Origin of the sequence: Acetoanaerobium pronyense, from assembly GCF_017874355.1 — a bacterium.
Classification (GTDB): Bacteria; Bacillota; Clostridia; order Peptostreptococcales; family Filifactoraceae; genus Acetoanaerobium; species Acetoanaerobium pronyense.
Window position 1 is genome coordinate 1 of record NZ_JAGGLI010000024.1, and the last position, 22,153, is coordinate 22,153.

Annotated in this window: 22 protein-coding genes and 2 riboswitches; of the genes, 21 read left to right on the forward strand and 1 reads right to left on the reverse strand. The window is 33.8% G+C overall.

Annotation, left to right across the window (positions count from 1 at the left end; translation table 11 throughout):
* Positions 1–257 precede the first annotated feature (257 nt).
* The 13 genes from treP (at position 258) to J2Z35_RS10165 (ending at position 13,273) form a co-directional block, all read left to right on the forward strand.
* Complete coding sequence (gene treP, locus J2Z35_RS10105) at positions 258–1,694, forward strand: PTS system trehalose-specific EIIBC component (protein ID WP_209661286.1); 1,437 nt, start codon at positions 258–260, stop codon at positions 1,692–1,694.
* A gap of 81 nt (positions 1,695–1,775) precedes the next feature.
* Entirely contained in the window at positions 1,776–3,449 is a 1,674-nt protein-coding gene (treC, locus tag J2Z35_RS10110; RefSeq protein WP_209661287.1) for an alpha,alpha-phosphotrehalase, read from the forward strand.
* A 36-nt stretch (positions 3,450–3,485) separates the two neighbouring features.
* Entirely contained in the window at positions 3,486–4,199 is a 714-nt protein-coding gene (treR, locus tag J2Z35_RS10115; protein ID WP_209661288.1) for a trehalose operon repressor, read from the forward strand.
* A 28-nt stretch (positions 4,200–4,227) separates the two neighbouring features.
* Complete coding sequence (locus J2Z35_RS10120) at positions 4,228–5,067, forward strand: PRD domain-containing protein (RefSeq protein WP_209661289.1); 840 nt, start codon at positions 4,228–4,230, stop codon at positions 5,065–5,067.
* 169 nt (positions 5,068–5,236) lie between these two features.
* Entirely contained in the window at positions 5,237–5,998 is a 762-nt protein-coding gene (locus tag J2Z35_RS10125; RefSeq protein WP_209661290.1) for a glucose PTS transporter subunit IIA, read from the forward strand.
* A gap of 15 nt (positions 5,999–6,013) precedes the next feature.
* Entirely contained in the window at positions 6,014–6,274 is a 261-nt protein-coding gene (locus J2Z35_RS10130; protein WP_209661291.1) for an HPr family phosphocarrier protein, read from the forward strand.
* Between the two features lie 13 nt (positions 6,275–6,287).
* On the forward strand, positions 6,288–7,997 hold the full coding sequence (gene ptsP, locus J2Z35_RS10135; protein WP_209661292.1) for a phosphoenolpyruvate--protein phosphotransferase: 1,710 nt from the start codon (positions 6,288–6,290) through the stop codon (positions 7,995–7,997).
* Positions 7,998–8,206: 209 nt separating this feature from the next.
* Positions 8,207–8,578: a hypothetical protein gene (locus J2Z35_RS10140; protein ID WP_209661293.1), complete on the forward strand. Its 372-nt coding sequence runs from the start codon at positions 8,207–8,209 to the stop codon at positions 8,576–8,578.
* A gap of 239 nt (positions 8,579–8,817) precedes the next feature.
* Entirely contained in the window at positions 8,818–9,507 is a 690-nt protein-coding gene (locus J2Z35_RS10145; RefSeq protein WP_209661294.1) for a response regulator transcription factor, read from the forward strand.
* Positions 9,500–10,936: a HAMP domain-containing sensor histidine kinase gene (locus tag J2Z35_RS10150; protein ID WP_209661295.1), complete on the forward strand. Its 1,437-nt coding sequence runs from the start codon at positions 9,500–9,502 to the stop codon at positions 10,934–10,936. The genes J2Z35_RS10145 and J2Z35_RS10150 overlap by 8 nt, the downstream gene beginning before the upstream one ends.
* A 237-nt stretch (positions 10,937–11,173) precedes the next feature.
* The gene (locus tag J2Z35_RS10155) at positions 11,174–11,803 is read left to right on the forward strand and encodes a DUF6273 domain-containing protein (protein ID WP_209661296.1); all 630 of its coding nucleotides are present in this window, start codon (positions 11,174–11,176) and stop codon (positions 11,801–11,803) included.
* 81 nt (positions 11,804–11,884) lie between these two features.
* Positions 11,885–12,901, forward strand: a complete 1,017-nt coding sequence (locus tag J2Z35_RS10160) for a tyrosine-type recombinase/integrase (RefSeq protein ID WP_209661297.1) — start codon at positions 11,885–11,887, stop codon at positions 12,899–12,901.
* A gap of 93 nt (positions 12,902–12,994) precedes the next feature.
* Positions 12,995–13,273, forward strand: a complete 279-nt coding sequence (locus tag J2Z35_RS10165; protein WP_330623432.1) for a DUF4180 domain-containing protein — start codon at positions 12,995–12,997, stop codon at positions 13,271–13,273.
* Between the two features lie 116 nt (positions 13,274–13,389).
* Here J2Z35_RS10165 and J2Z35_RS10170 read toward each other — a convergent pair whose 3' ends face one another.
* Complete coding sequence (locus J2Z35_RS10170; protein ID WP_209661298.1) at positions 13,390–14,193, reverse strand: transglutaminase-like domain-containing protein; 804 nt, start codon at positions 14,191–14,193, stop codon at positions 13,390–13,392.
* 13 nt (positions 14,194–14,206) lie between these two features.
* Positions 14,207–14,289: riboswitch (cyclic di-GMP riboswitch) on the reverse strand.
* A 23-nt stretch (positions 14,290–14,312) separates the two neighbouring features.
* A riboswitch (cyclic di-GMP riboswitch) is annotated at positions 14,313–14,395 on the reverse strand.
* Between the two features lie 227 nt (positions 14,396–14,622).
* On the opposite strand from J2Z35_RS10170, the gene J2Z35_RS10175 reads away from it, so the two are divergent.
* The 8 genes from J2Z35_RS10175 to J2Z35_RS10210 all read left to right on the forward strand — a co-directional run bounded on the left by J2Z35_RS10175 (position 14,623) and on the right by J2Z35_RS10210 (position 21,974).
* Positions 14,623–15,558, forward strand: coding sequence for an RnfABCDGE type electron transport complex subunit D (locus J2Z35_RS10175; protein ID WP_209661299.1), 936 nt, complete (start codon positions 14,623–14,625; stop codon positions 15,556–15,558).
* Positions 15,559–16,170 (forward strand): FMN-binding protein, encoded by a 612-nt coding sequence (locus J2Z35_RS10180; RefSeq protein WP_209661300.1) that lies wholly within the window; start codon positions 15,559–15,561, stop codon positions 16,168–16,170. It abuts the gene before it with no gap.
* Positions 16,170–16,790, forward strand: coding sequence for an NADH:ubiquinone reductase (Na(+)-transporting) subunit D (locus J2Z35_RS10185; protein WP_209661301.1), 621 nt, complete (start codon positions 16,170–16,172; stop codon positions 16,788–16,790). Before J2Z35_RS10180 ends, J2Z35_RS10185 begins: the two co-directional genes overlap by 1 nt.
* Positions 16,787–17,377: an NADH:ubiquinone reductase (Na(+)-transporting) subunit E gene (locus tag J2Z35_RS10190; RefSeq protein WP_209661302.1), complete on the forward strand. Its 591-nt coding sequence runs from the start codon at positions 16,787–16,789 to the stop codon at positions 17,375–17,377. The genes J2Z35_RS10185 and J2Z35_RS10190 overlap by 4 nt, the downstream gene beginning before the upstream one ends.
* Before the next feature lie 14 nt (positions 17,378–17,391).
* Positions 17,392–18,492, forward strand: coding sequence for an NADH:ubiquinone reductase (Na(+)-transporting) subunit F (locus J2Z35_RS10195; protein ID WP_209661303.1), 1,101 nt, complete (start codon positions 17,392–17,394; stop codon positions 18,490–18,492).
* Positions 18,493–18,609: 117 nt separating this feature from the next.
* Positions 18,610–19,329, forward strand: coding sequence for a PHP domain-containing protein (locus J2Z35_RS10200; RefSeq protein ID WP_209661304.1), 720 nt, complete (start codon positions 18,610–18,612; stop codon positions 19,327–19,329).
* Positions 19,304–20,020, forward strand: coding sequence for a YkgJ family cysteine cluster protein (locus J2Z35_RS10205; RefSeq protein ID WP_209661305.1), 717 nt, complete (start codon positions 19,304–19,306; stop codon positions 20,018–20,020). Before J2Z35_RS10200 ends, J2Z35_RS10205 begins: the two co-directional genes overlap by 26 nt.
* A 262-nt stretch (positions 20,021–20,282) precedes the next feature.
* Positions 20,283–21,974: a phosphoenolpyruvate carboxykinase (ATP) gene (locus J2Z35_RS10210; RefSeq protein WP_209661306.1), complete on the forward strand. Its 1,692-nt coding sequence runs from the start codon at positions 20,283–20,285 to the stop codon at positions 21,972–21,974.
* Positions 21,975–22,153: the final 179 nt, after the last annotated feature.

Below are 22,153 nucleotides of genomic sequence, written 5' to 3' on the forward strand. Positions count from 1 at the left end.
TACATTAGATTCTAATGAACCGCCGTATACCGAACGGTACGTACGGTGGTGTGAGAGGTCGGTAGATAAAATAATTATCTACCTCCTACTCGATTCAAAAATATATTTAAAATTTTCAAAAAGTTCTTGACTGAATCTGTACGTACAGGATATAATGATTTTAATATAGGTTGTACGTACAAGATGAATTTGAAAAGGTTTTCATAATGGTATAATATTTTATTTATTAAATGTTTTGATGTCAGGAGGGAATTGTTTTGGGAAAATATACAACTGAAGTTCAAGAATTGCTAGAGTATATTGGAGGAAAGGAAAACATTGCCACGGTATCTCACTGCGCTACTAGACTACGTTTTGTACTCAAGGACAATAAAAAAGCCGATATGGAAAAGGTTGAGGCTATCAAGATAGTAAAAGGAAGCTTTACACAAGCTGGACAGTTTCAAATCATAATAGGTAACGAGGTTTCGACTTTTTATAATGAACTTATTGCACAGGCAAATCTAGATAAAGCAAGCAAAGAAGAGGCAAAAGTTGCGGCTAGGCAAAACCTTACTCTTCTTCAAAGAGTAATATCACACCTTGGTGAAATATTTTCACCCCTTATACCTGCAATTGTTGTAGGGGGTCTTATTTTAGGTTTTAGAAACGTAATTGGTGACATAAATATGATGAATGGTGGAACTCAAACCCTTACACAGGTTTCACAGTTTTGGGCAGGAGTACATCATTTCCTATGGCTTATTGGAGAAGCTATATTCTTTTTCCTTCCTGTGGGAATCACATGGTCTATATCAAAAAAGATGGGAACTACTCAGATATTAGGTATAGTGCTAGGTATCACCTTGGTATCTCCTCAGCTTCTTAATGCATACGCAGTAGCCGGTGGAGAAATACCTCCTGTATGGGATTTTGGATTTGCTCAGGTCAATATGATAGGTTATCAGGCTCAAGTAATTCCAGCTATTTTGGCAGGATTTTTACTTGCAAATCTAGAGCTTAAAATTAGAGACTATGTTCCAAGTTATGTATCTATGATAGTTGTTCCATTTCTTTCCCTTGTACCTACAGTTATTGTAGCCCATGTTGTCTTAGGTCCTATTGGATGGGTGCTTGGTGCAGCTATTTCTAACTTTGTATACTCAGGACTTACCTCAGCATTTGGGTGGCTTTTTGCAGCAGTATTTGGATTCTTCTATGCACCACTTGTAATTACAGGACTGCATCATATGACAAATGCTATAGACCTGCAGCTTATGAGCGAATTTGGAGGAACTAACCTTTGGCCTATGATAGCACTTTCAAATATTGCTCAAGGTTCGGCAGTTCTTGCTATGATTTATTTAAATAAAGAAAACGAAGAAGAAAAACAGGTATCAATACCTGCAGCTATATCTTGTTTCCTTGGGGTTACTGAGCCAGCTATGTTTGGAATCAACTTGAAATATGTCTATCCGTTTTTAGCAGCAATGATAGGCTCTTCTCTTGCGGGAGTGTTTTCAGTTGCTACAGGAGTAATGGCAAACTCGATAGGAGTAGGAGGTCTGCCTGGAATACTTTCCATACAGCCAGCATATATGATTTCCTTTGCTATCTCAATGCTGATTGCCCTAGCTGTACCTTTCGCTGTAACAGTATTTTTCAATAAAAGAAATCTTACTTTTAGTAAGGACAAGAAAAAACAAGCGGCTTAAAGCTTAGTCAACTTACAATATAAAGTCTTCCTATGGAGGACTTTATTTTATATATTACGAAATAAAAAGGAGTTTTAAAAAATGAAGGATTTTAAAAAAAGCGTGGTTTATCAGATATATCCAAAGTCTTTTATGGATTCAAATGGAGATGGCTGGGGAGATTTGAAGGGAGTAACAAGCAGGCTTGATTACCTAAAGCTTCTTGGGGTTGATTTTATATGGCTCACTCCATTTTATATATCGCCACAAAGAGACAATGGATATGATGTGGCTGACTATCTCAGGATTGACCCTAGATTTGGAACTATGGAAGACTTTGAGGAGCTTGTAGAAAATGCAAAGCAAAGAGGTATAGAAATAATGTTGGATATGGTTTTCAACCATACCTCAACCGAGCATCCATGGTTCAAAAAAGCCTTAGACAAAGATGAAAAATACAAAAACTATTATATATTCAAATCCTCAAAAGAAAACAAACCTCCCACAAACTGGGAATCAAAATTTGGAGGCTCGAGCTGGGAGTATGTAGAAAAATATGATGAATATTATCTTCACCTGTTTGACAAGACTCAGGCGGATTTGAACTGGGGAAATGAAGAACTAAGGGAAGAAATCTATGAAGTAATAAATTTTTGGATATCAAAGGGTGTAAAAGGATTTAGGCTCGATGTAATCAACCTTATATCAAAGCCAGAACTATTTGAAGATGACGATAAGGGAGACGGCAGAAGGTTTTATACAGATGGACCCAAGATACACGATTATCTCAAAGAAATGAACAAAAAATCCTTTGGAAATCATGAGGGAATAGTTACAGTAGGGGAAATGTCCTCTACAAGTATAGAAAACTGTATTAGATATTCAAATCCAAATGAAGATGAGCTTAGCATGGTCTTTAATTTCCATCATCTAAAGGTAGACTACGAAAATGGAAACAAATGGTCTGTTATGGACTTTGATTTTATGAAACTAAAAGAGATTTTAAATACTTGGCAGATAGGCATGGAAAAAGGAAATGGATGGAATGCTGTTTTTTGGTGCAACCATGACCAGCCTAGAATAGTTTCACGTTTTGGAGATGACAAAAACTACCATAGTGAATCTGCAAAGATGCTTGCCACATCAATTCACTTCTTTAGAGGAACTCCTTATATATATCAGGGAGAAGAAATAGGAATGACTAACCCTTACTTTGATGACATAAGTCTCTACAAAGACGTAGAATCTATTAACTACTACAATATTTTGCTGAAACAAGGAGTAGAAAAAGAAGAGATACTAAATATATTAAAGGCAAAATCCCGTGACAACTCCCGTACTCCTATGCAATGGGAAAACAAGGAAAATGGAGGATTTACATCGGGTGAGCCATGGATTGACCTTTCAAGCAATTACGACACTATTAATGTAAAAGATGCTTTGGAAAATAAAGACTCTATTTTTTATCATTATCAAAAGCTAATAAAATTGAGAAAAGAGCTGGATATTATAGCCTATGGAAGCTATATTCCTATTTTAGAAGGACATGATAAGATATATGCCTATATCAGAGAATATAAAGAGGAGAAAATCTTAGTTATAAATAATTTTTTCCCAAAAGAAACTGTATTTGAGCTGCCTTCTGAGTTTGATTTAAACGGATATAAGATTAAGGTACTATTATCAAACTATGATAGCTCTGGTGAGGATATTAGAAGAATCACTTTAAGACCTTTTGAATCTGTTGCTTACCATCTTGAAAAGACCCACTGTTAATGCTAGAATTATTAAAAAAGCAGACAGGTGGTAAATGTGGACAGTAAGTATATAACTATATACAATGAAATAGTTTCAAATATCGAAAATAAATTGATTAATCCAAACGAAAAACTTCCCTCAGAAAATGATTTGATGCAGAAATATGAGGTTTCTAGGGATACTATCAGAAAGGCATTAAATCTTCTTGAACAAAATGGATATATTGTAAAGATAAAGGCAAGGGGATCTTTTGTCCTTGATATTAACAAATTTGATTTTCCTGTATCAGGACTCACGAGTTTTAAGGAGCTTTCAACAAAGTTTAACCTAAAGTCAAAGACTATAGTTCAGGAATTTGACCTCATAAACCCTGATGATTATTTAATGAAGCAGCTAAATATATCAAAAGAAAATCGAGTTTGGAAGGTCATCAGAATAAGAGAGATAGATGGACAAAAGATAATTTTGGACAAGGATTTTATAAACAAAGATTATGTCCAGTCATTAACTGAAGAAATATGTAAAAACTCTATTTATGAATATATTGAAAAAAAACTAGGCCTTAAAATAAGCTTTGCAAAAAAGGAAATCACGGTTCAAAAAGCCACAGATGAAGACAAGAAACTACTAGACTTTGAAAATTATGACATGATAGTTGTGGTAAAAAACTATATATACCTTGAAGACGCTACACTTTTTCAGTACACAGAATCAAGACATAGACCTGACAAATTTAGATTTGTGGATTTTGCAAGAAGACAGCAGTAGATAAGATGTGGATTAGGGGGAGATTACTTTGGACAGGTATCAAATAACTAAAATCCTTAGCAACAATGTCTTGCTTGTAAAAAATGATAAAAACAGGTATGTGCTTGTAGGAAAAGGTCTTGGATTTGGCAAAGCCAAGGGAGATATTTTGGAAAATACAGAAGCTATAGAGCAGAAGTTCATTTCCCTAGGTTCTTTGGTGGATTTTGAATATGAAAATTTTTTAGAGTCTGTAGACCCCAAAATTATAGAAATATGTAAAAAGATAAATGAAATGATAAAAAAGGAAATTGGAGAAGACTTTAGCGAAAAAATAAATGTGGGTCTTATCGATCATATAAACTTTGCAGTAAAAAGATTGAAGGAAGGGGTTGATATAGTAAATCCCTTTCTTTATGAAACTAGACTGCTTTATCCAGTAGAGTACGAGCTTGCAAAAAAAGCAGTAGTAATAATAGAAAATGACCTAAGTGTATCTATCCCAGACTCCGAGATAGGATTTCTAACCCTTCATTTTTTTGGAGGAAGGGGAAGTAATGATAAAAACAAGGCACTGGAGCACACGAAGCTAATAAATGTCATCATATCCTTTGTGGAAAAAAAGTTTGGAATAAAAATAAACAGGGATTCCTTTGATTTCAAAAGATTCCTGATGCATCTTAGCGGCCTTATAGATAGGCTGGAAAACAAAAGCATATCTAGGGATTCCCTTACACTGCAAATAAAAGAGCAGATACCTGTAGAGTATAAAGCTGCCTATGATATCTCAAAAATCATAGAAAAAAGCCTCAAGATCAAGATGGTAGAACCTGAAATCACCTACACTGCTATTCATCTTCATAAACTAAAAGAGAAAAAAGAAAATTAAGAAAATAATTGAATTATAAAAAGTTTTTTGATAAAATGATTATAAACCAAATAAATTTTACGTGTTACTAATACGATTAGGCATGAGTAAAAGGATTAACTGCAAAGCAATTTTTGTGGTTCCATTTCTCATGTTTTTTTATTGCTGTTTTTTAGAAAGGATGAAAATTATGTTTAAAAAGCTGTTTGGCCTTGGCAAAAAGGAAAACGAATTCACTTTAGAAGAAAAAGCAAATATAGTATTTGAAGCACTTGGAGGGGAAGAAAATATAACAAATGTAGAGTCATGTATTACAAGGCTCAGAATAACTCTAAATGATGAAAAAATAATCAATAAACAAAAGCTCCATGAAATAGGAATGGAAAATATAATAGAAAAGCAAAATGAAATTCAGCTGCCTTTTGGGACAGAGTCAAACGATATAAAAGCCTTACTCGATGGAAAAATAAAGACTCCTATAGAAAAAGGTGAAATACATGAAACCAAGCTTTTTATTCCATTAGAAGGAAAATTACTGAACTTGAGTGAAGTCCCAGATGAAGTCTTCGCTAGCAAAATGATGGGTGACGGATTTGCTATAAAGCCAAGTAATGGTGAAGTGGTATCTCCAGTAGATGGAAAAATACTGAGCGTATTTCCAACTAAACATGCCATTTCAATCCTTTCAAATGAAGGACTTGAAATACTCATTCATTTTGGTATTGATACTGTAAATCTAAAGGGAGAAGGCTTTGACCTTATTGCAAATGAAGGAGATATTATAAAGCCTGGGCAAACGTTATTAAAAGCAAACATTGATACTATAGAAAAGCTTGCAAAGTCAACAATTACTCCAGTGATTTTTACTAACCTTCCTGAAGATAAAACCATAAAGTTTGAAGCAGGGATAGATGTAAAGGCTGCTGAAGAAAATATAATAACTATAATGTAAAAGGAGAAATTAACCATGAAAAAAACATTGACTATTTTAAACGAAACAGGAATCCACGCTAGACCAGCATCTATCATTGCTAAAACTACTATGAAGTTTTCCTCTGATGTCTTTATTGAAGTAAGAGATAAGAGCATTAATGCAAAATCAATAATGAATATCTTGAGCTCAGGGATGCAAAAAGGAGACGAAATCACAATATCAGCTAGTGGATCAGACGAAGTAGAAGCAGTGGAAACTCTGGTAGATTTATTTAATTCAAATTTTGGAGAGTAATGGAGGAGTAAATATGCTAATTGGAACAGGAGCTTCCCCTGGAATAGCTATAGGAAAAGCTTTAATCATTGAAAATGAACCCCTAAAAATCGAAAAAAAGCATATTGATAACATAGAAAAAGAAAAAGAAACTCTAATAAATGCACTTAATGAATCAAAGACTGAGCTTGAAAAAATCAAGACGAAAGCATTTTCTGAACTTGGAGAAGAAAAAGCATCTATATTTGAAGCTCATATCATGATTTTGGAAGATCCTGAACTAATAGAAATGACAAACACTAAAATTGAGGGAAATGTAAACGCTGCCTATGCACTAAAGAAAACAGCCGATGAATTTATTGCAATATTTGAAGTAATGGAAAACGAATACATGAGAGAAAGGGCAGCAGATATAAAAGATGTTACAGATAGGGTTTTAAGAAAAATCACTGGACAAAAGATTACTGATTTGGCTGTATTAGATGAAGAAGTAATACTGGTAGCCCATGATTTGACCCCATCAGATACAGCTATTATGGACAAAAGCAAGGTGATGGGCTTCCTTACCAATATAGGGGGAAGGACATCCCATACTGCTATTATGGCAAGATCTCTTGAAATCCCTGCTGTTGTAGGTCTAAAAAACATAACTAAAGAAGTAAAAAACAATGACTTAGTTATATTAAATGGAGAAACAGGTATTATAGAAATCAATCCAGAAGAAGAAACTATATCCAAATACAAAGAATTGAAAGAAGCTTACGAAAGAGATATAAAAGCCCTTGAAGAAATGAAGGGTCAGGAAAGCATTACTTCGGATGGCAGAAAGGTAGAAATTGCTGGAAACATAGGAACACCAGATGATGTGCCAGGACTTTTACGAAATGATGCAGAGGGAGTAGGTCTTTATAGAACTGAATTCATATATATGAATAGAGAGACTATGCCTACTGAAGAAGAGCAGTATATCAGCTATAAAAAAGTCCTTGAGGCTATGGGTGAAAAGCCTATTGTCATAAGAACTCTAGATATAGGTGGAGACAAAAAACTTCCTTATCTTGAAATTGGAGAAGAGATGAATCCATTTTTGGGATATAGAGCTATCAGACTTTGCCTTCAGGAACAGGAAATATTTAAAATACAGCTAAGAGCCCTTTTAAGAGCAAGCGTACATGGAAATCTTAAAATAATGTTCCCTATGATTTCAAGTCTTGAAGAGCTTTTAGAAGCTAAATATATCTTAAATGAAGTAAAAGAAGACCTGAAAAATGAAAATATAGAGTTTTCTCAGGATATTGAAGTAGGGATTATGATAGAGATTCCATCTGCCGCTATTATTAGTGACATACTTGCAAAACATGTGGACTTCTTTAGTATAGGGACAAACGATTTGATTCAATATACCTGTGCAGTTGACAGAATGAATGAAAAAATCGAGCACCTATATCAGCCGTTCAACCCTGGAGTACTAAGGTTAATTAAAACAGTAATCGAAAATGGACACAAACAGGGCATATGGGTAGGAATGTGCGGAGAAGTTGCTGGAGACATGAGACTGATACCATTACTTATAGGGATGGGGCTAGACGAATTTAGTATGAGTCCTATATCTATACTTCATGCGAGAAGATTGATTAGAAGTCTGAGCTATGAAAAGTGTAAGGAGATTGCAAATGAGGCCCTAGAATTAGGGACTGCAAAAGAAATTGAAGACTTCATGGCAAAGATAAGTAAAACTTTATAATCCTATAAAAATAAGCTGAAATTCAGCTTATTTTTTTCCCACAAAATTTCCACAAATTCCACTAATTTAATCCATAATTTCCTTTTATTATATTAACTAAGGAACGAGATACATCCTTACCCACCCCTTTTAAATCCGGTGCAGAATCCTTCCAGCTGCACCGGAACATGAAAATCAGATTAGTTGACAATATTGAAAGGAGAACCAATATGCAAAGCATAATAATTGAGGAGTATCCTTTAGAGGACCTTACAGAGCTTGAAAAATTCTATCCACTTATAGAATTTCAAAGAGAAGAAAGGGTATATCTTATGAAGTTACTTCAAGAGACAATTGAAAAATTGGATTCTTCAAAATCAGTAAAAAAACTACCTCAATATATAAAATCACAGGAAAATGTTAGAGAATTAAACACCAAAAAATTAGAAATACATAACTCAATCAATGTAGCCCATGAACAAAGAGATATAGTGCTTATGGATGAACTTGTAGATAAGCTAGTATCACTTAATTATTATATAAATCAAGAAATTGAAAACAGAATAGAGCTTGTGCAGTCCCTTGGCAAAAGGCCAAGTTAACATAGATACACTCCTCCTTTTAATGCTGCCTACAGGCAGCATTTTTCATATTATAAATTTATGTAGGTGCATAAGCATATATAATAAATGATTAAATAAAAGATATTTTATTATAATTATTAATATGAGCTATAGAGGATGATATAATCTATATAGTTGAGTTAAATCATGTACATAACTGTGGCCTTCGTTAAAGAAGTCTACCTAAGGTTAACTCCAAATTTAAGGCGGGTGTAATTGTGAATCACATATTTGTAGTTGATGATGAAAAGAGAATAAGGGATCTAATAGACTTATACCTAAAAAAAGAAGGCTATAAGGTAACTACATTTCCTGATGCAGAAGAAGTCCTTGAATCCTTTGAAAAGCAAAAACCTGACTTGCTGGTGCTAGATATAATGATGCCCGGTATAGATGGGCTTGACCTTTGTAAAAAAATAAGGGAAATCAGTGATGTTCCCATAATATTCGTTTCTGCAAGAAGTGAAGAGCTTGATAGAATTCTTGGATTAGAGCTTGGCGGAGATGATTATCTAGGAAAGCCCTTTAGCCCTAGAGAGCTTGTCGTGCGAATAAAAACGATATTAAAAAGAGCATATAAAGAAAAAAAAGAGTCAGATACTGAAGATATAATTAAAATAAAAAATCTAGAGCTCTTTATAGATAGGAGAATCATAAAGATAAACAACGAAGATGTGCAGTTTACTATTAAAGAGTTTGAGGTGCTTGAGTATTTGATGAAAAACACCAATATGCCCCTATCCAGAGAGCAGATAATATCTACAGTATGGGGTTATGATTATGATGGATATGATAGAAATGTGGACGATACAGTAAAAAGATTGAGAAAAAAACTTAAGGAGCATGGGTCTCAGATGAAGATATCTACAGTATGGGGCTATGGATATAGGGTTGATAAAAATGAGTAAAATAGGAAAAAAAATCATAATAAGCTATCTTATAATCATACTTTCCACCTCTATGATTTTTATGGGGATATCCAAGGTTTCTTTCAACAATATACTAAATAGGCAAACCAAAGAAGACCTAAAAAGAGATGCGGATATGATTATCAATCAAATATCTATGGCTATTGATGGACAGGTAGGAGAGGCTTTAAAATCAAACAAAGAGCCTGTACAAGGACAGATAGTAATAAAGGAAGAGCAGGGGGGAATTACAGTAGAGATATCCGAAGTCGTCCTTCCAAGGGCTAGATGGTACTCTGCAAATAGACTTGCCACAACCCACCTTCTGATACTGGATCAAGAGCGAAATATAGTGTTTCAGTCCTATAGCTCTGATGACGAGCCTATAGACCCTCTAAACATAGACAGGACACGATATTTCTTAGAAGAAAGGGGTATCAAATCAAGCTTCACAGGAGATGAGAATCTAGGATATCTTGTGATGGTAGCAAAAAAAGAGGATTTGTCTATAATCAACTCTCTAATCAATAGGTCTGCGATGCTTGGATTCGTTGTAGCATCCTTTATGGCCCTTATATTAGCGTTTTTCTTTGAAAGAGGGATGATAAACCCTGTAAATATTCTTAGAAAAAATATATCATCTTTTTCCCTGGATAAGGATATTGCATGGAGTCCTATCAGAACCAAAGACGAAATATCTGATATAAACAATGATTTTCTAAAGATGGCATACAAATTGAAAGACTACTATAGCAAGCAAAGAGAGTTTTTCCAAAATACTTCCCATGAGCTAAAGACTCCCCTCATGTCTATTCAGGGATATGCAGAAGCAATAAGAGATGGAATCATAGAGCCTGAGGATGTAGGTGAAAGCCTTGATATCATAATAGATGAAAGTAAGAAGCTAAGAGACACAGTAAACTCCATAGTATATATAAGTAAGATAGACAAAAGGATTAATGATGAAGAAATAAAAAACATTAATCTGTGGGAACTATCAGAGGAGCAAAGGCTAAGGCTTGCAATGGTTGCCTCTGGAAAAAATATTGAAATAATAAACGAGGTAGACAAGGAACTTGTAATACCATATAGCGATGAAAAGTTGGATGTCATATTTTCCAATATCCTTTCAAATAGCATGAGGTATGCATCCGAAAAAATAATCATTAAAGGTTATGTAGATGTTTTGGAAAATATTGTGATTGTATTTGAAGATGATGGAAGAGGATTTTCATCTGGAGAAGAAAAGCTAGTATTTGATAGATTCTACAAGGGGAAAAATGGAGTAACAGGACTAGGACTTTCCATTGTAAAGACTATAATAGACTCAAGCGGATGGTTTGTTGAAGCTTACAACAATATATATGGAGGAGCATCAATAGAAATAACCATACCCTCATCTTACTTCAAAAAAATAAAAAATAGCTAAATCAATTCAAATAATAACTGAAGGGATATAAAAATTGCGAGGATTAATCAGTAGATTAGTCCTTTTTTTTTATTGAAAAATACAAACAAGTAGTAAAAAAGTCATGGAAAAATGCTAAAAATGCATGAAAAATAAAGGAAGTAGTAGTGATATGTAGAATATTTATCATAGGGATGCTGAGATTATGAGCAATATAATCTTTAAGAAAAACTAAAAATATATACTAGGGGGTAGGATATGGCAGAGCTAGATATAGGCTCAATCATGACCTTTGGGGGTTATGATTGGAGAGTCCTCGATATAAAAGAAGATAGAGCTTTGGTGATAGCTGAGTACATACTAGAGCAAAAGCCTTATAATGATTGCTCGGGTGATGTCACATGGGCTAAGTGCTCACTAAGGAAATATCTCAATGAAGATTTTTATAGCAAATTTACTGATGAAGAGAAGTCGAGAATAGTTCAGGTGCAAAATAAAAATCCAGAAAATCAATGGTATGGTTCAACAGGGGGAGAGGATACTATAGATTATATATTTCTTCTAAATATTGAAGAAGTAGTCTGCAAATACTTTGGTGATAGCAGTAAAAACCTTGAAAATAGAAGTCCAAAACAACGATACTGGTTTCAAAAAAAGAACGAAAATAATATAAATAGAAGGTCTACGCTCGATGGATACGTATGGTGGTGGTGGCTTCGCTCCCCAGGACGTGACAACAAAAGAGCCGTATATATCCACGGAGACGGAAATATAGGGATACAAGGAAACGGGACTTTCAAATATAGTAGCAACACGATTCACCCTTTGACTGGGGACAACAGCGGAGGAGTTCGTCCAGCTATGTGGGTGAGGGTAGGAATTGAATAATAAGATAATCAATGTTTTGATAATAACCAAATTTTAAATACGAAATTAAAACTTAGAGGTGGAGAGATGCAAGGAGAAGATATGAAAAAGAAACTTCATGAACTAATAAAAACTGATTTTGGTGAAAAGTTAACAATATCTGAGAGATATCAGTATATACCTAAGCTAAGAGATTATTTTATAGATTTTATATTAGAGAGAAAAAGCTACTGTAATAGTGTTGAGACACTTTTTAAAGATGAGTTTACTAGGAATGATTTAATTATGAGTGCAGTATACTACATAGTTAATAATCAAAATGTAGAAAGGAAGTCAGCGATTGATGATTTTTTAATTGCCTTAAATCGTTTTTTTGAGGAGACAGTTTTTGATATATATCCAAATACTACATTAGCTAGATTAAAGCCTTTTACAAGTCTTGCGCATGAAGTTGAACGAGAAATCACTAAAAAAGGTATTGATTTAAAAGGTAGAGAAAAATATCCTCCTATAAATGATTCTCAATTTGAATTCATAAACTGTTTTATTAAAAATTATGAACCAAAGACACTAACAGTTTATGAGGGAAAAGTCATAATAAAATTATTTTTACTCTACGGGTTGAGTTTTGATAGAATTTCAGATATGAAATTATCTGATTACAATAGTCTAAAGCGCACATTAAAAATTAATTATAAAAATACAATTGAGCGATATATTTATTTAGAATTACCCTATTCTTTAGTAACAGATTTTGATGATTATCTAAGTTTTAGAAATCGAGATGAAACGCTAAACTCAGAATTCCTGTTTATTACTAAGAATAACAAATCAATTACAAATTCAGTAATTAAAACCTTGATAGATGCAATTAAAGACAATTATGAAATTACTGACACTTCAGGAAGAAATTCCTTTACTCCAACTGGTCTTCAAAAGTATGCAATTATTAATATGATTCTTGAAGGTATGAATCAATCTGCGATAATTAATTTAACTGGACATTGCGAAGGAATATTTAATGATTGTCAAAATATAGTGGATGAGAGAAAAGAACTAGATAGAAATCGATATATAAATCATATGTTAAGAGGAATTAAAACGTTCGATCTTATATAAAGTCTTTAAAAAACTGGTTAATACTTTTTATATAATTTTAAGATTAAGTTATTAGGGATCAAACGAAAATATTTTAATAATTTAATTGAAATTATTGATAAAACAAGCTATGAGACTGGCTGTGATTCGGTAATCTTGAACAAGTCAGCGTTATCTGAGGAATTTTTTGATTTAAAGACAAGTCTTGCAGGAGATGTATTACAAAAATTCATTAATTATCGTATGAAAATAGCCATCATAGGGGATTTTTCTGTATATACAAGCAATAGTTTAAGGGACTTTATCTACGAGAGTAACAAAGGAAGAGATTTATTTTTTCTATCTGATGAAAATGAAGCTATGGAAAAGATTATGCTGGCTAATTCTATATAGATATTAACTGATATATTTTCTGGCTTTTGGGCAGGAGCTAAAAAAATCCCATGCATCTATTGATACATGGGATTTCTCTATGTGAAACACCAGCCCTGGTGTAGCTCACTTATTTATTAAACTTCAGCAGTTGTTTTATATTCATTTGAAGGTTTAGCAAATTGAACATTTTTTCCTGATTGGCTATAAGCAGCATCAAATGTAGTATCTACTGTAACCCAATTTCCGTTTATTAATACTTCGTTCCAAGCATGATATTCGTCTACGTATGAAGTGTAGCCTTTTACTACTTTTGTTGGTATTCCTTGGCTTCTAAGCATTGCTGCGAAAAGTGTGCTGTAATCGTAGCATATTCCTGTGTTTGAGTTATAAGTATCTATGATGTTAGGCACATATCCTGGCTTTACAGAAGCTGCTTTTTGGTAGTCATATTTGTAGTTGTTTATTACGTAGTTGTAGATTGCCATAACTTTTTCCTGATCTGTGTTAAGGTTTTTAGTAAGCTCAGCAGCTTTTTTGATAGGAGCCATTTCAGGAGTCCAGTTTATTGTTTGTGTAGATGCTAGAAATACGCTTTGTGAAGATGTCAAGCTCACATTAACGTCCTTAGAGTATAGAGCTTTGTAGCTATTTCCAGTAGTGTTTTCCATTATTCTAATCTTATAGTTTCCGCTATCAAATGTAAGTGGGAAAGATTCTAGTTTATTTGGAGATATATCATAAGATTTTCTTTCGCCGTCTTTTTCTATAAGAAGTTTTAGTCTTGAGTTTGTTGGAGCTGTATAATTTACTTTAACAAGTCCTGTTGATGCTTGAGATACGTCTATAAATTCGTTAGTGTTAGCGTATACAGGTAGGTATGAAGTTGTAAGTATTAGAGCAGCACCTAAAGATGCAGCAAGATTTTTAAATTTCAACATTAAAAACTCTCCTTTCGGTAGCTAGGCTGCCATACCATATGGTTTAGGCCCTTGGCTTTGCGTAGCTTGATTTCTCAAGCTTTGCCTTTATCGGGGTGAGAGTTTTTCACAGATTTTCATTCGGTAGCTAGGCTGCCATACCGTGTGGTTTAGGCCCTTGGCTTTGCGAGATTAAGTTTCCTTAATTTTGCCGTTTCGTGAAAAACTCATGTAAATACTATTTACTTATTTATAATTTTACCACAAATTTAACTAAATAAACAGTTTTATTTTGAAAATTATTCCATTTTTTATTAAATCTTTGTAAAAAAACAATTTTTTTTTACAAACTTCCAGTTATTTCAGCTCAAACATGGATATAATGGATATAATACTAATAAAATTTATAGACTTAAGGAGGGAATTAATTTGCCGCCCAAAAAATTTTTTATGAAACAAATAATGATGAGAAGAGTAATATATTCATTACTTCCTATCATACTGGCTTCAGTTTATTTCTTTGGTTTTAAAGCACTTACTCTTCAGATTGTGGTGCTTGGATTTGCGATACTTACGGAATATATGTTTGAAAAAAGGCTTAACAAGCCAGTGTCAGAAGCAGTCATAGTAACCTCTATTCTTTATACCTTAACTTTACCTGTAGCAACACCATACTGGGTTGCGGTACTTGGAATCATATTTGGGGTAGTATTTGGCAAGGAAGTATTTGGAGGGTTCGGAAAAAACGTTTTCAATCCTGCCCTTGTGGGAAGAGCATTTGTGTATATTTCATTTCCAATACCACTTACTGCAATGTGGAATGAAGTGTCTACATCTTTTCCAGGAGGGTTTGCTAGGTACATGACTCCTGTGATTGATACTGTAAGTATGGCTACTCCTATGACAATTTACAGAACTACAGGAGAACTTGCTTCAATTAACGACCTTTTATTTGGAGCTGTTTCAGGTTCCCTTGGAGAGACAAGCAAGATACTTATAATACTAGCTGGGGCTTATCTTATATATACTAAGACTGCTTCATGGCAGATTATGGTTTCTGTGGTCCTAGGATTTTTAGTAAGTAGTTATGCAATGATTGCTTTTGGATTTACTCAAGTACTTAATCCAATATATGGAATGTTAAGTGGAGGGTTTTTATTTGCTACAGTATTTATGGCAACGGATCCTATATCCTCTGCATCTACTAAAGAAGGTAAGTGGATTTATGGAGCACTTATAGGTTTTGTAAGCGTTGTTATAAGAAGTTTTGCTCTATTTGCCGGGGGAGTGATGTTTGCTATATTAATAGTAAATACCTTTACACCACTTATCGACGAACTAGTAAAAATGCATAAGAAAAGACTTAAAGAGAAGGAGGCGGCTTAGATGTCAAAGGGAAAGACAAAGAAAACTCTATTTTATCCAGTAGCGTTTATGGTAGCTATGTCTATGATAATGTCTTTAGCCTTAGCCACTCTCAATCAAGTGACATACGGAATTATAAAGGAGCAGGAAGAAAACCAAACAAGAAGAAGTATTTTGTCCGCATTAGGGCTTGAGTCTACTTCCGATGACGAAATAGAAAGAATTTTTAGAGAGAATATGTCAGAGCAAATGTGGAATGAAGAGATATATTATATATATTCAGAAGGAAATGAGGAAGTGGCCTATGTATTTCCTATCCTTGGGAGTGCAGTTTGGGGCTCTGTAGAAGCTTTTGGAGCTATGGACAAGGAAAGAACAACTCTTTTAGGAGTAGACTTTGTAAGGCATAGTGAAACCCCAGGACTAGGTGGAAGGATTGAAGACGACTGGTATAAAGAGCAGTTTAGAGGTATAGATATTACTGGCGATATGCCATATGTTGTATATAGACCAGCCCCAGAAGGAAATGTAGATACTATCTCTGGTGCTACTTCAACTTCTAACGCTGTTTTAGCTCTTATAAATGAAAATATACATGAGTTTAAAAACTTTAAGGAAGAGGGGGGAGCATAATGGCTAATTTAAAAGAAACTTTTGCCAAAGGTTTTTTTAAGGATAATCCAATATTTATACAGATACTTGGAATATGTTCGGCTCTAGCAGTAACAAACCTGATGCTCAACTCTCTTATAATGGGAATAGGGCTTATATTTGTAACTGCTTTTTCAGAGATGACAGTATCTCTAATTAGAAACAGGACTCCAAAGCATATAAGAATGATGATTCAGACATTTATTATATCTTTTTATGTAATTCTACTAGATATCTTCTTGAAGGCTTATATGCCTGCTATGAGTAGAGCTCTTGGACCTTATGTAGGTCTTATAATCACTAACTGTATTATAATGGGACGATGTGAGGCTTTTGCTCAAAATAATACTGCAAAGGATGCTTTTATTGACGGTATTGCCTATGGGGGAGGATATGCCTTTGTACTTCTTCTGATATCATTTGTAAGAGAATTATTAGGTTTTGGAACATTATTTGGATATACTGTAATGCCTGCTGGATTTGTGCCTTGGACTCTTATGGTTATGCCACCTGCAGCATTTTTCTTACTAGCAATAATAATATGGGTTGCTAAAAACATCTTGCCTAAAGAAGAAAATAGTGAGGGGGCGAAGACAGCATGATAGAAATAAATCCACTAGTTATATTCTTTGCAGCGATTTTTACAAATAATATGATACTTGCCAACTTCTTAGGAATGTGTTCATTTATAGCTGTTTCCAAAGAAATAAAAACGGCATTTGGGCTAGGGCAAGCAGTTACATTTGTTCTTACTTTTACGTCTATATTAAATTATTTTATTTATTATAAGATTCTAGTTCCATTCAATCTAGAATATCTAAGATTTATAGTTTTTATTATTTCGATTGCAGCCTTTGTTCAGCTTGTGGAGATGATTATAGATAGGTATTTCCCGGCTCTTTATTATGCACTTGGAATATTCCTTCCTCTAATTACTGTAAACTGTGCAGTGCTTGGGGTTTCATTATTCATGCTTATTAGAGAGTATTCATTTATTCAATCACTGGCTTTTGGAATAGGTTCAGGAATAGGATGGACTCTTGCTATAGTTGCTATGGCAGGGATTAGACAAAAAATAAAGAATAATAAGCTCCCAAATGGACTAGAGGGACCAGGTATTACACTTATTATTACAGGGATAATGGCTCTTGCATTTATAGGGTTCTCTGGAATCGTAAAAATACAATAAAGGAGGCCTTTTATATGGAGATTGTTTTGACTGTTGGTATAATATCAGGAATATCAGGAATACTTGCATTTCTTTTGACCATTGCAAATAATACTATAAATGATTATGGTGATGTAAAAATCACAATAAACGAAAGCAAAGAGTATGATGCAAGAGGTGGATCATCCCTTCTTGGCCTTCTTATAGAAAATGAAGTGTATATTCCTTCCGCATGTGGAGGAAAGGGAAGCTGCGGATTTTGCAAGGTAAAGGTTACAGAAGGTGGAGGCCCTTTGCTTCCTACTGAAACAGGGTATGTGACTGAAGAAGAGGCAAAAGACAATATAAGACTTTCCTGTCAGGTAAAGGTAAAAAACGATATAGACATAGAAATAGATGAAGCTATATTCAATGTAAAGCAGTATGAGTATAGCGTGGTTAAAAATGAATCTATAACGCCGAGCATCAAACATCTAATACTTAGACTGCCAGAAGGCAAAGAAATAGATTTTAAGGCAGGGCAGTATATACAGCTCCTTGCTCCAAAGTATAAAGGCAATAGAGAGGAAGTATATAGAGCATATTCCCTTGCATCTTCTCCAAATCAAAAAAATGAAATCGAGCTTCTTATAGGGTTTGTGCCAGAGGGTATATGTACTACCTATGTTCACTATCATCTGGATGAGAAGGACAAGGTTACGGTAGTTGGACCTTATGGAGATTTTTATTATCAGGATAATGATAAAGAGATGATAATGGTTGCTATTGGTACAGGGATGGCTCCGATACTATCAATACTCAGATATATGAGAGAAAATAGAATCACAGATAGAAAAGTCATATTTTTCTTTGGTGCAAAAGATGAGGAAGAACTATTTTTTGATGAAGAGTTCCAAGAACTGGAAAAGGAACTTCCAAAATTTAGATATATACCTTCTATATCAAGACCTAAGCCAGATGGTAAATGGAATGGTGAAGTGGGAAGGGTTACGGATACAATTACAAAATATATAGAAAACGGTGAAAACAAAGAAGCCTATCTTTGCGGTAGTCCAAGGATGATAGATTCAGTTGTGGATCTATTGAAAGAAAAGGGACTGGAGGAAGAATCCATACTTTATGATAAGTTCTCATAAAAAGTCATAGGCAAAACTAATCAAAACTATAAAGAATATCTATTGGATAAAATTATTTGATATGAGTTATCATTAAGCATAGGGACAATTTGATTTCTAGTTTGCTAGGAGGACTTTATGATAATTGATACTCATATCCATGAAAATAGATATTCTTCAGATAGTTTTATAGATTTTAAAGATGCGGTTGATACAGCAAAGCTAAGAGGCCTTAATGGCATTTGCATCACAAACCATGAAAATAATGATTTACGAAATGAAATAGGAGACTGGGCTCTAATTAATGGTGTTCTTGTAATAGTTGGAGCAGAAGTACTGACTCATGAAGGTGATATACTTGTATTTGGTCTAAGGGATATACCCAAAGAAAAAGTGAGTGCAGAGTATCTTCTGGAAAAGGTAAAAAAAGCCAATGGAGTTGCTATGGCTGCCCACCCCTTTAGAACCAACAATAGAGGACTAGGAAATAATATAAGAAAGCTAGCACCTCTTCTTTCTGCTGTAGAATCCTTTAATGGGAGCACTCTAGCTCATCATAATCTAATGACATATTCTTTGGCTGCTGAGTATAATCTTGCATCCATAGGGTCGAGCGATGCCCATGTTATAGAAAAAATAGGGACATACTCCACAAAGTTTTATGATGTGATTCGAGATGAAAAGGATTTTATAGAGGCCATCAAATCAGGAAACTTCCATCCAGTAATGAGAAAGGATGGGGAGTTTAAAAACCTAGATTACAACTATCACATGAATACAAGAGAAAAAACAGACTCTATTTCTTCAAAATATGGAGAATCTGAGGTAGTATATGAAAGAACTTTTGGAAGTATTTAAAAAAGATGAAAAAAATTACTATGAGAGACTAAAGAGTATATATGAAAAGGTAGAGTCTGGGGACTGCGCAGGATGTGGTCTTTGCTGCAGCGAGTCTGTGGGAGCTACCTATACAGAATCTCTTAATATAATTTCATTTATTAAAAAGAACAATATAATGACGAGAAAGCTGATGGATAGTATTGTAGATTATTATCTTGATGTATATATTAAAAGAAACAAATGTCCGTTTCTTGATGAGGACAAAAAGTGTCTGATATATGATGTAAGACCTTTAAACTGCAGATTATATGGGCACTGGGTGGAAAAAGAATATGAAGCCAACTATGAAAGGCTTTTAAAAGAAAATATTGAAATATCAAAGGAACTTGAAAAAAGCTATGATTTTAAAGTTCCAAATGATTATTTGACCTTTAAGATACCATATTGCAAAGATTTCAAAGGAAAAATAATGAAAAAACCTCAAAGGGATGCTCTATATGACCTTACTCTTAAGGAAGACAATACTCTTATATTGAAAAATGATATAAACATAGAGTATGAAGATATGGGTATTGTAGAGCATATCTTAGGCTACTTATTGAATAAGGATATTATTTTAAATCTCAAGTTAAAGGGTAAGCTTAATAAAAAAATGAGAAACAGAATTAAAAATATTGCTTGGCTAAGATGGAGTGCCCTTAGATTATAAAAATATCCAAAGATTATGATTAAAATCCTATAAATGTTTTCCGATATCTCACTTTAAAATTTTAAAGTGAGATATTTTTTTGGTCAATATTAAAATATTAGTTTCGAATGAAGGATATCAGTCTTATTTGTATTAATTTAATAAATTAATTTCAATATGACATACTATTAAATGAAAAACTTTCAAAAAAGTATAGCACTTTTTGAGGAAATGTATTACAATATCTTTGTTGGATATATAAATTAATTTTTAGGAGGCTATCATGTCAACGGTTTTCAAATTTAAAAGAGAAGATATAAATGCTAAAAACCCAATAATATCCCAAACAAGGACTACTATAGAAACTGCATTTTACGGAAATAACGTTACTGATGTAAAAAATCTTAAGGAGGCTTACGAGCTTGCTTTTAATGCACTTGGAACAGTAATTACAGATATGCCTGTATACAAACCAGAAGCTATCGGACTTGAGGAAGGCTCAAAGGTATTACTATTCAATGATGGAGATGTAAGTGCCAGATGTGCAGATGCAAGAAGGATATTAGGATGGCCAGGAGTATCTGAAGGAGATTATGCAGCAAAGGTTAGAGAAGCGGTTTATATGGCGAGATATAAAAAGCTATATCATCTTCAGGCTTATATAGGACTTGATAAGGATTTTATGGTCAAAGCACATCTTTTAATACCTCAGGGACATGAAAATATAGCATACAACTGGATGCTAAACTTCCAATATATAAATAGTGAATATATAGATATGTATGAAGCGTCAAAGCTTATGGAAAATGAAGGTGACATATTTGTGTTTTCTGATCCTGACTGGAAACATGAAGAACACCCAATGGGTCTTACTTTATTTGATCCAAACCACAACTGCGCTGCACTTCTTGGTATGAGATATTTTGGAGAGCATAAAAAAGGAACCCTAACTCTTGCTTGGGGATGTGCCAATAGAAATGGCTTTGCATCATGTCATGCAGGACAAAAAAGATACAATCTTAAAAACGGAAGAAAATTTGTTGCAGGAGTATTTGGACTTTCTGGTTCTGGGAAATCCACTATCACTCATGCGAAACATGACAATAAATATGATGTTACAGTGCTTCATGATGATGCTTTTGTAATATCAACAGAAAACGGCTCTTCAGTAGCTCTTGAGCCTTCGTATTTTGACAAGACTCAGGATTATCCTACTAGCTCTGAAGACAATAAATATCTTCTTACTGCTCAAAACTGTGGAGCTACAGTTGATGAAAATGGCGACGTAGTACTTGTTACAGAAGATATAAGAAATGGAAATGGTAGAGCAATAAAATCCAAATTATGGGCTCCAAATAGAGTAGACAAATTTGGAGAACCAGTAAATGCAATATTTTGGATTATGAAGGACCCTACTCTTCCTCCAATTTTAAAAATTGAAAGCTCTACTCTTGCTGCGTCAATGGGAGCTACCCTTGCAACTAAGAGAAGTACTGCTGAGAGATTAGCACCTGGTGTAGATCCAAATGCACTTGTAATAGAGCCTTATGCAAATCCATTTAGAACTTATCCTCTTGCTGATGATTTTGAAAAGTTCAAGAGCCTTTTTGAAAACAGAGGAGTTAGCTGCTATATATTAAACACAGGATTTTTTATGGACAAAAAAATACCTAAAGAGGTTACTTTAGATGCAATAGAAAAGGTTATAGAGGATAGTGCAGAATTTAAAAAATGGGGACCTTTCAAAAATATCTCTATAATGGATATAGAAGGATTTGTTCCTGATATGAACGACAAAGAATATCTTAATGAATTGTTTGATAGAATAAATGACAGAGTAAATTTCATATCAAAGAAATCCACTGAAAATCAAGGTTTTGATAAACTACCAAATGAAGCTCATGAATCAATGCTAGAGATTATGGGAGAAATTGCAAAGCTTAGTGGAAGAGATACTCTTGATATAAACGCTTAGGTTTTAGATTTCAAAAATTCACTTACATATGAACATATCTTAAATGTTAGACTTTTTACGTTTAGGGTAATTCATATTTAAGTGGATTTTTTTAATTTCAAAATATTAAAAAATCAATGGAAGATATAGGTCTTTAATAGTATAATATTTTGAGTACTTAAATCCAATGAAAGAAGTGG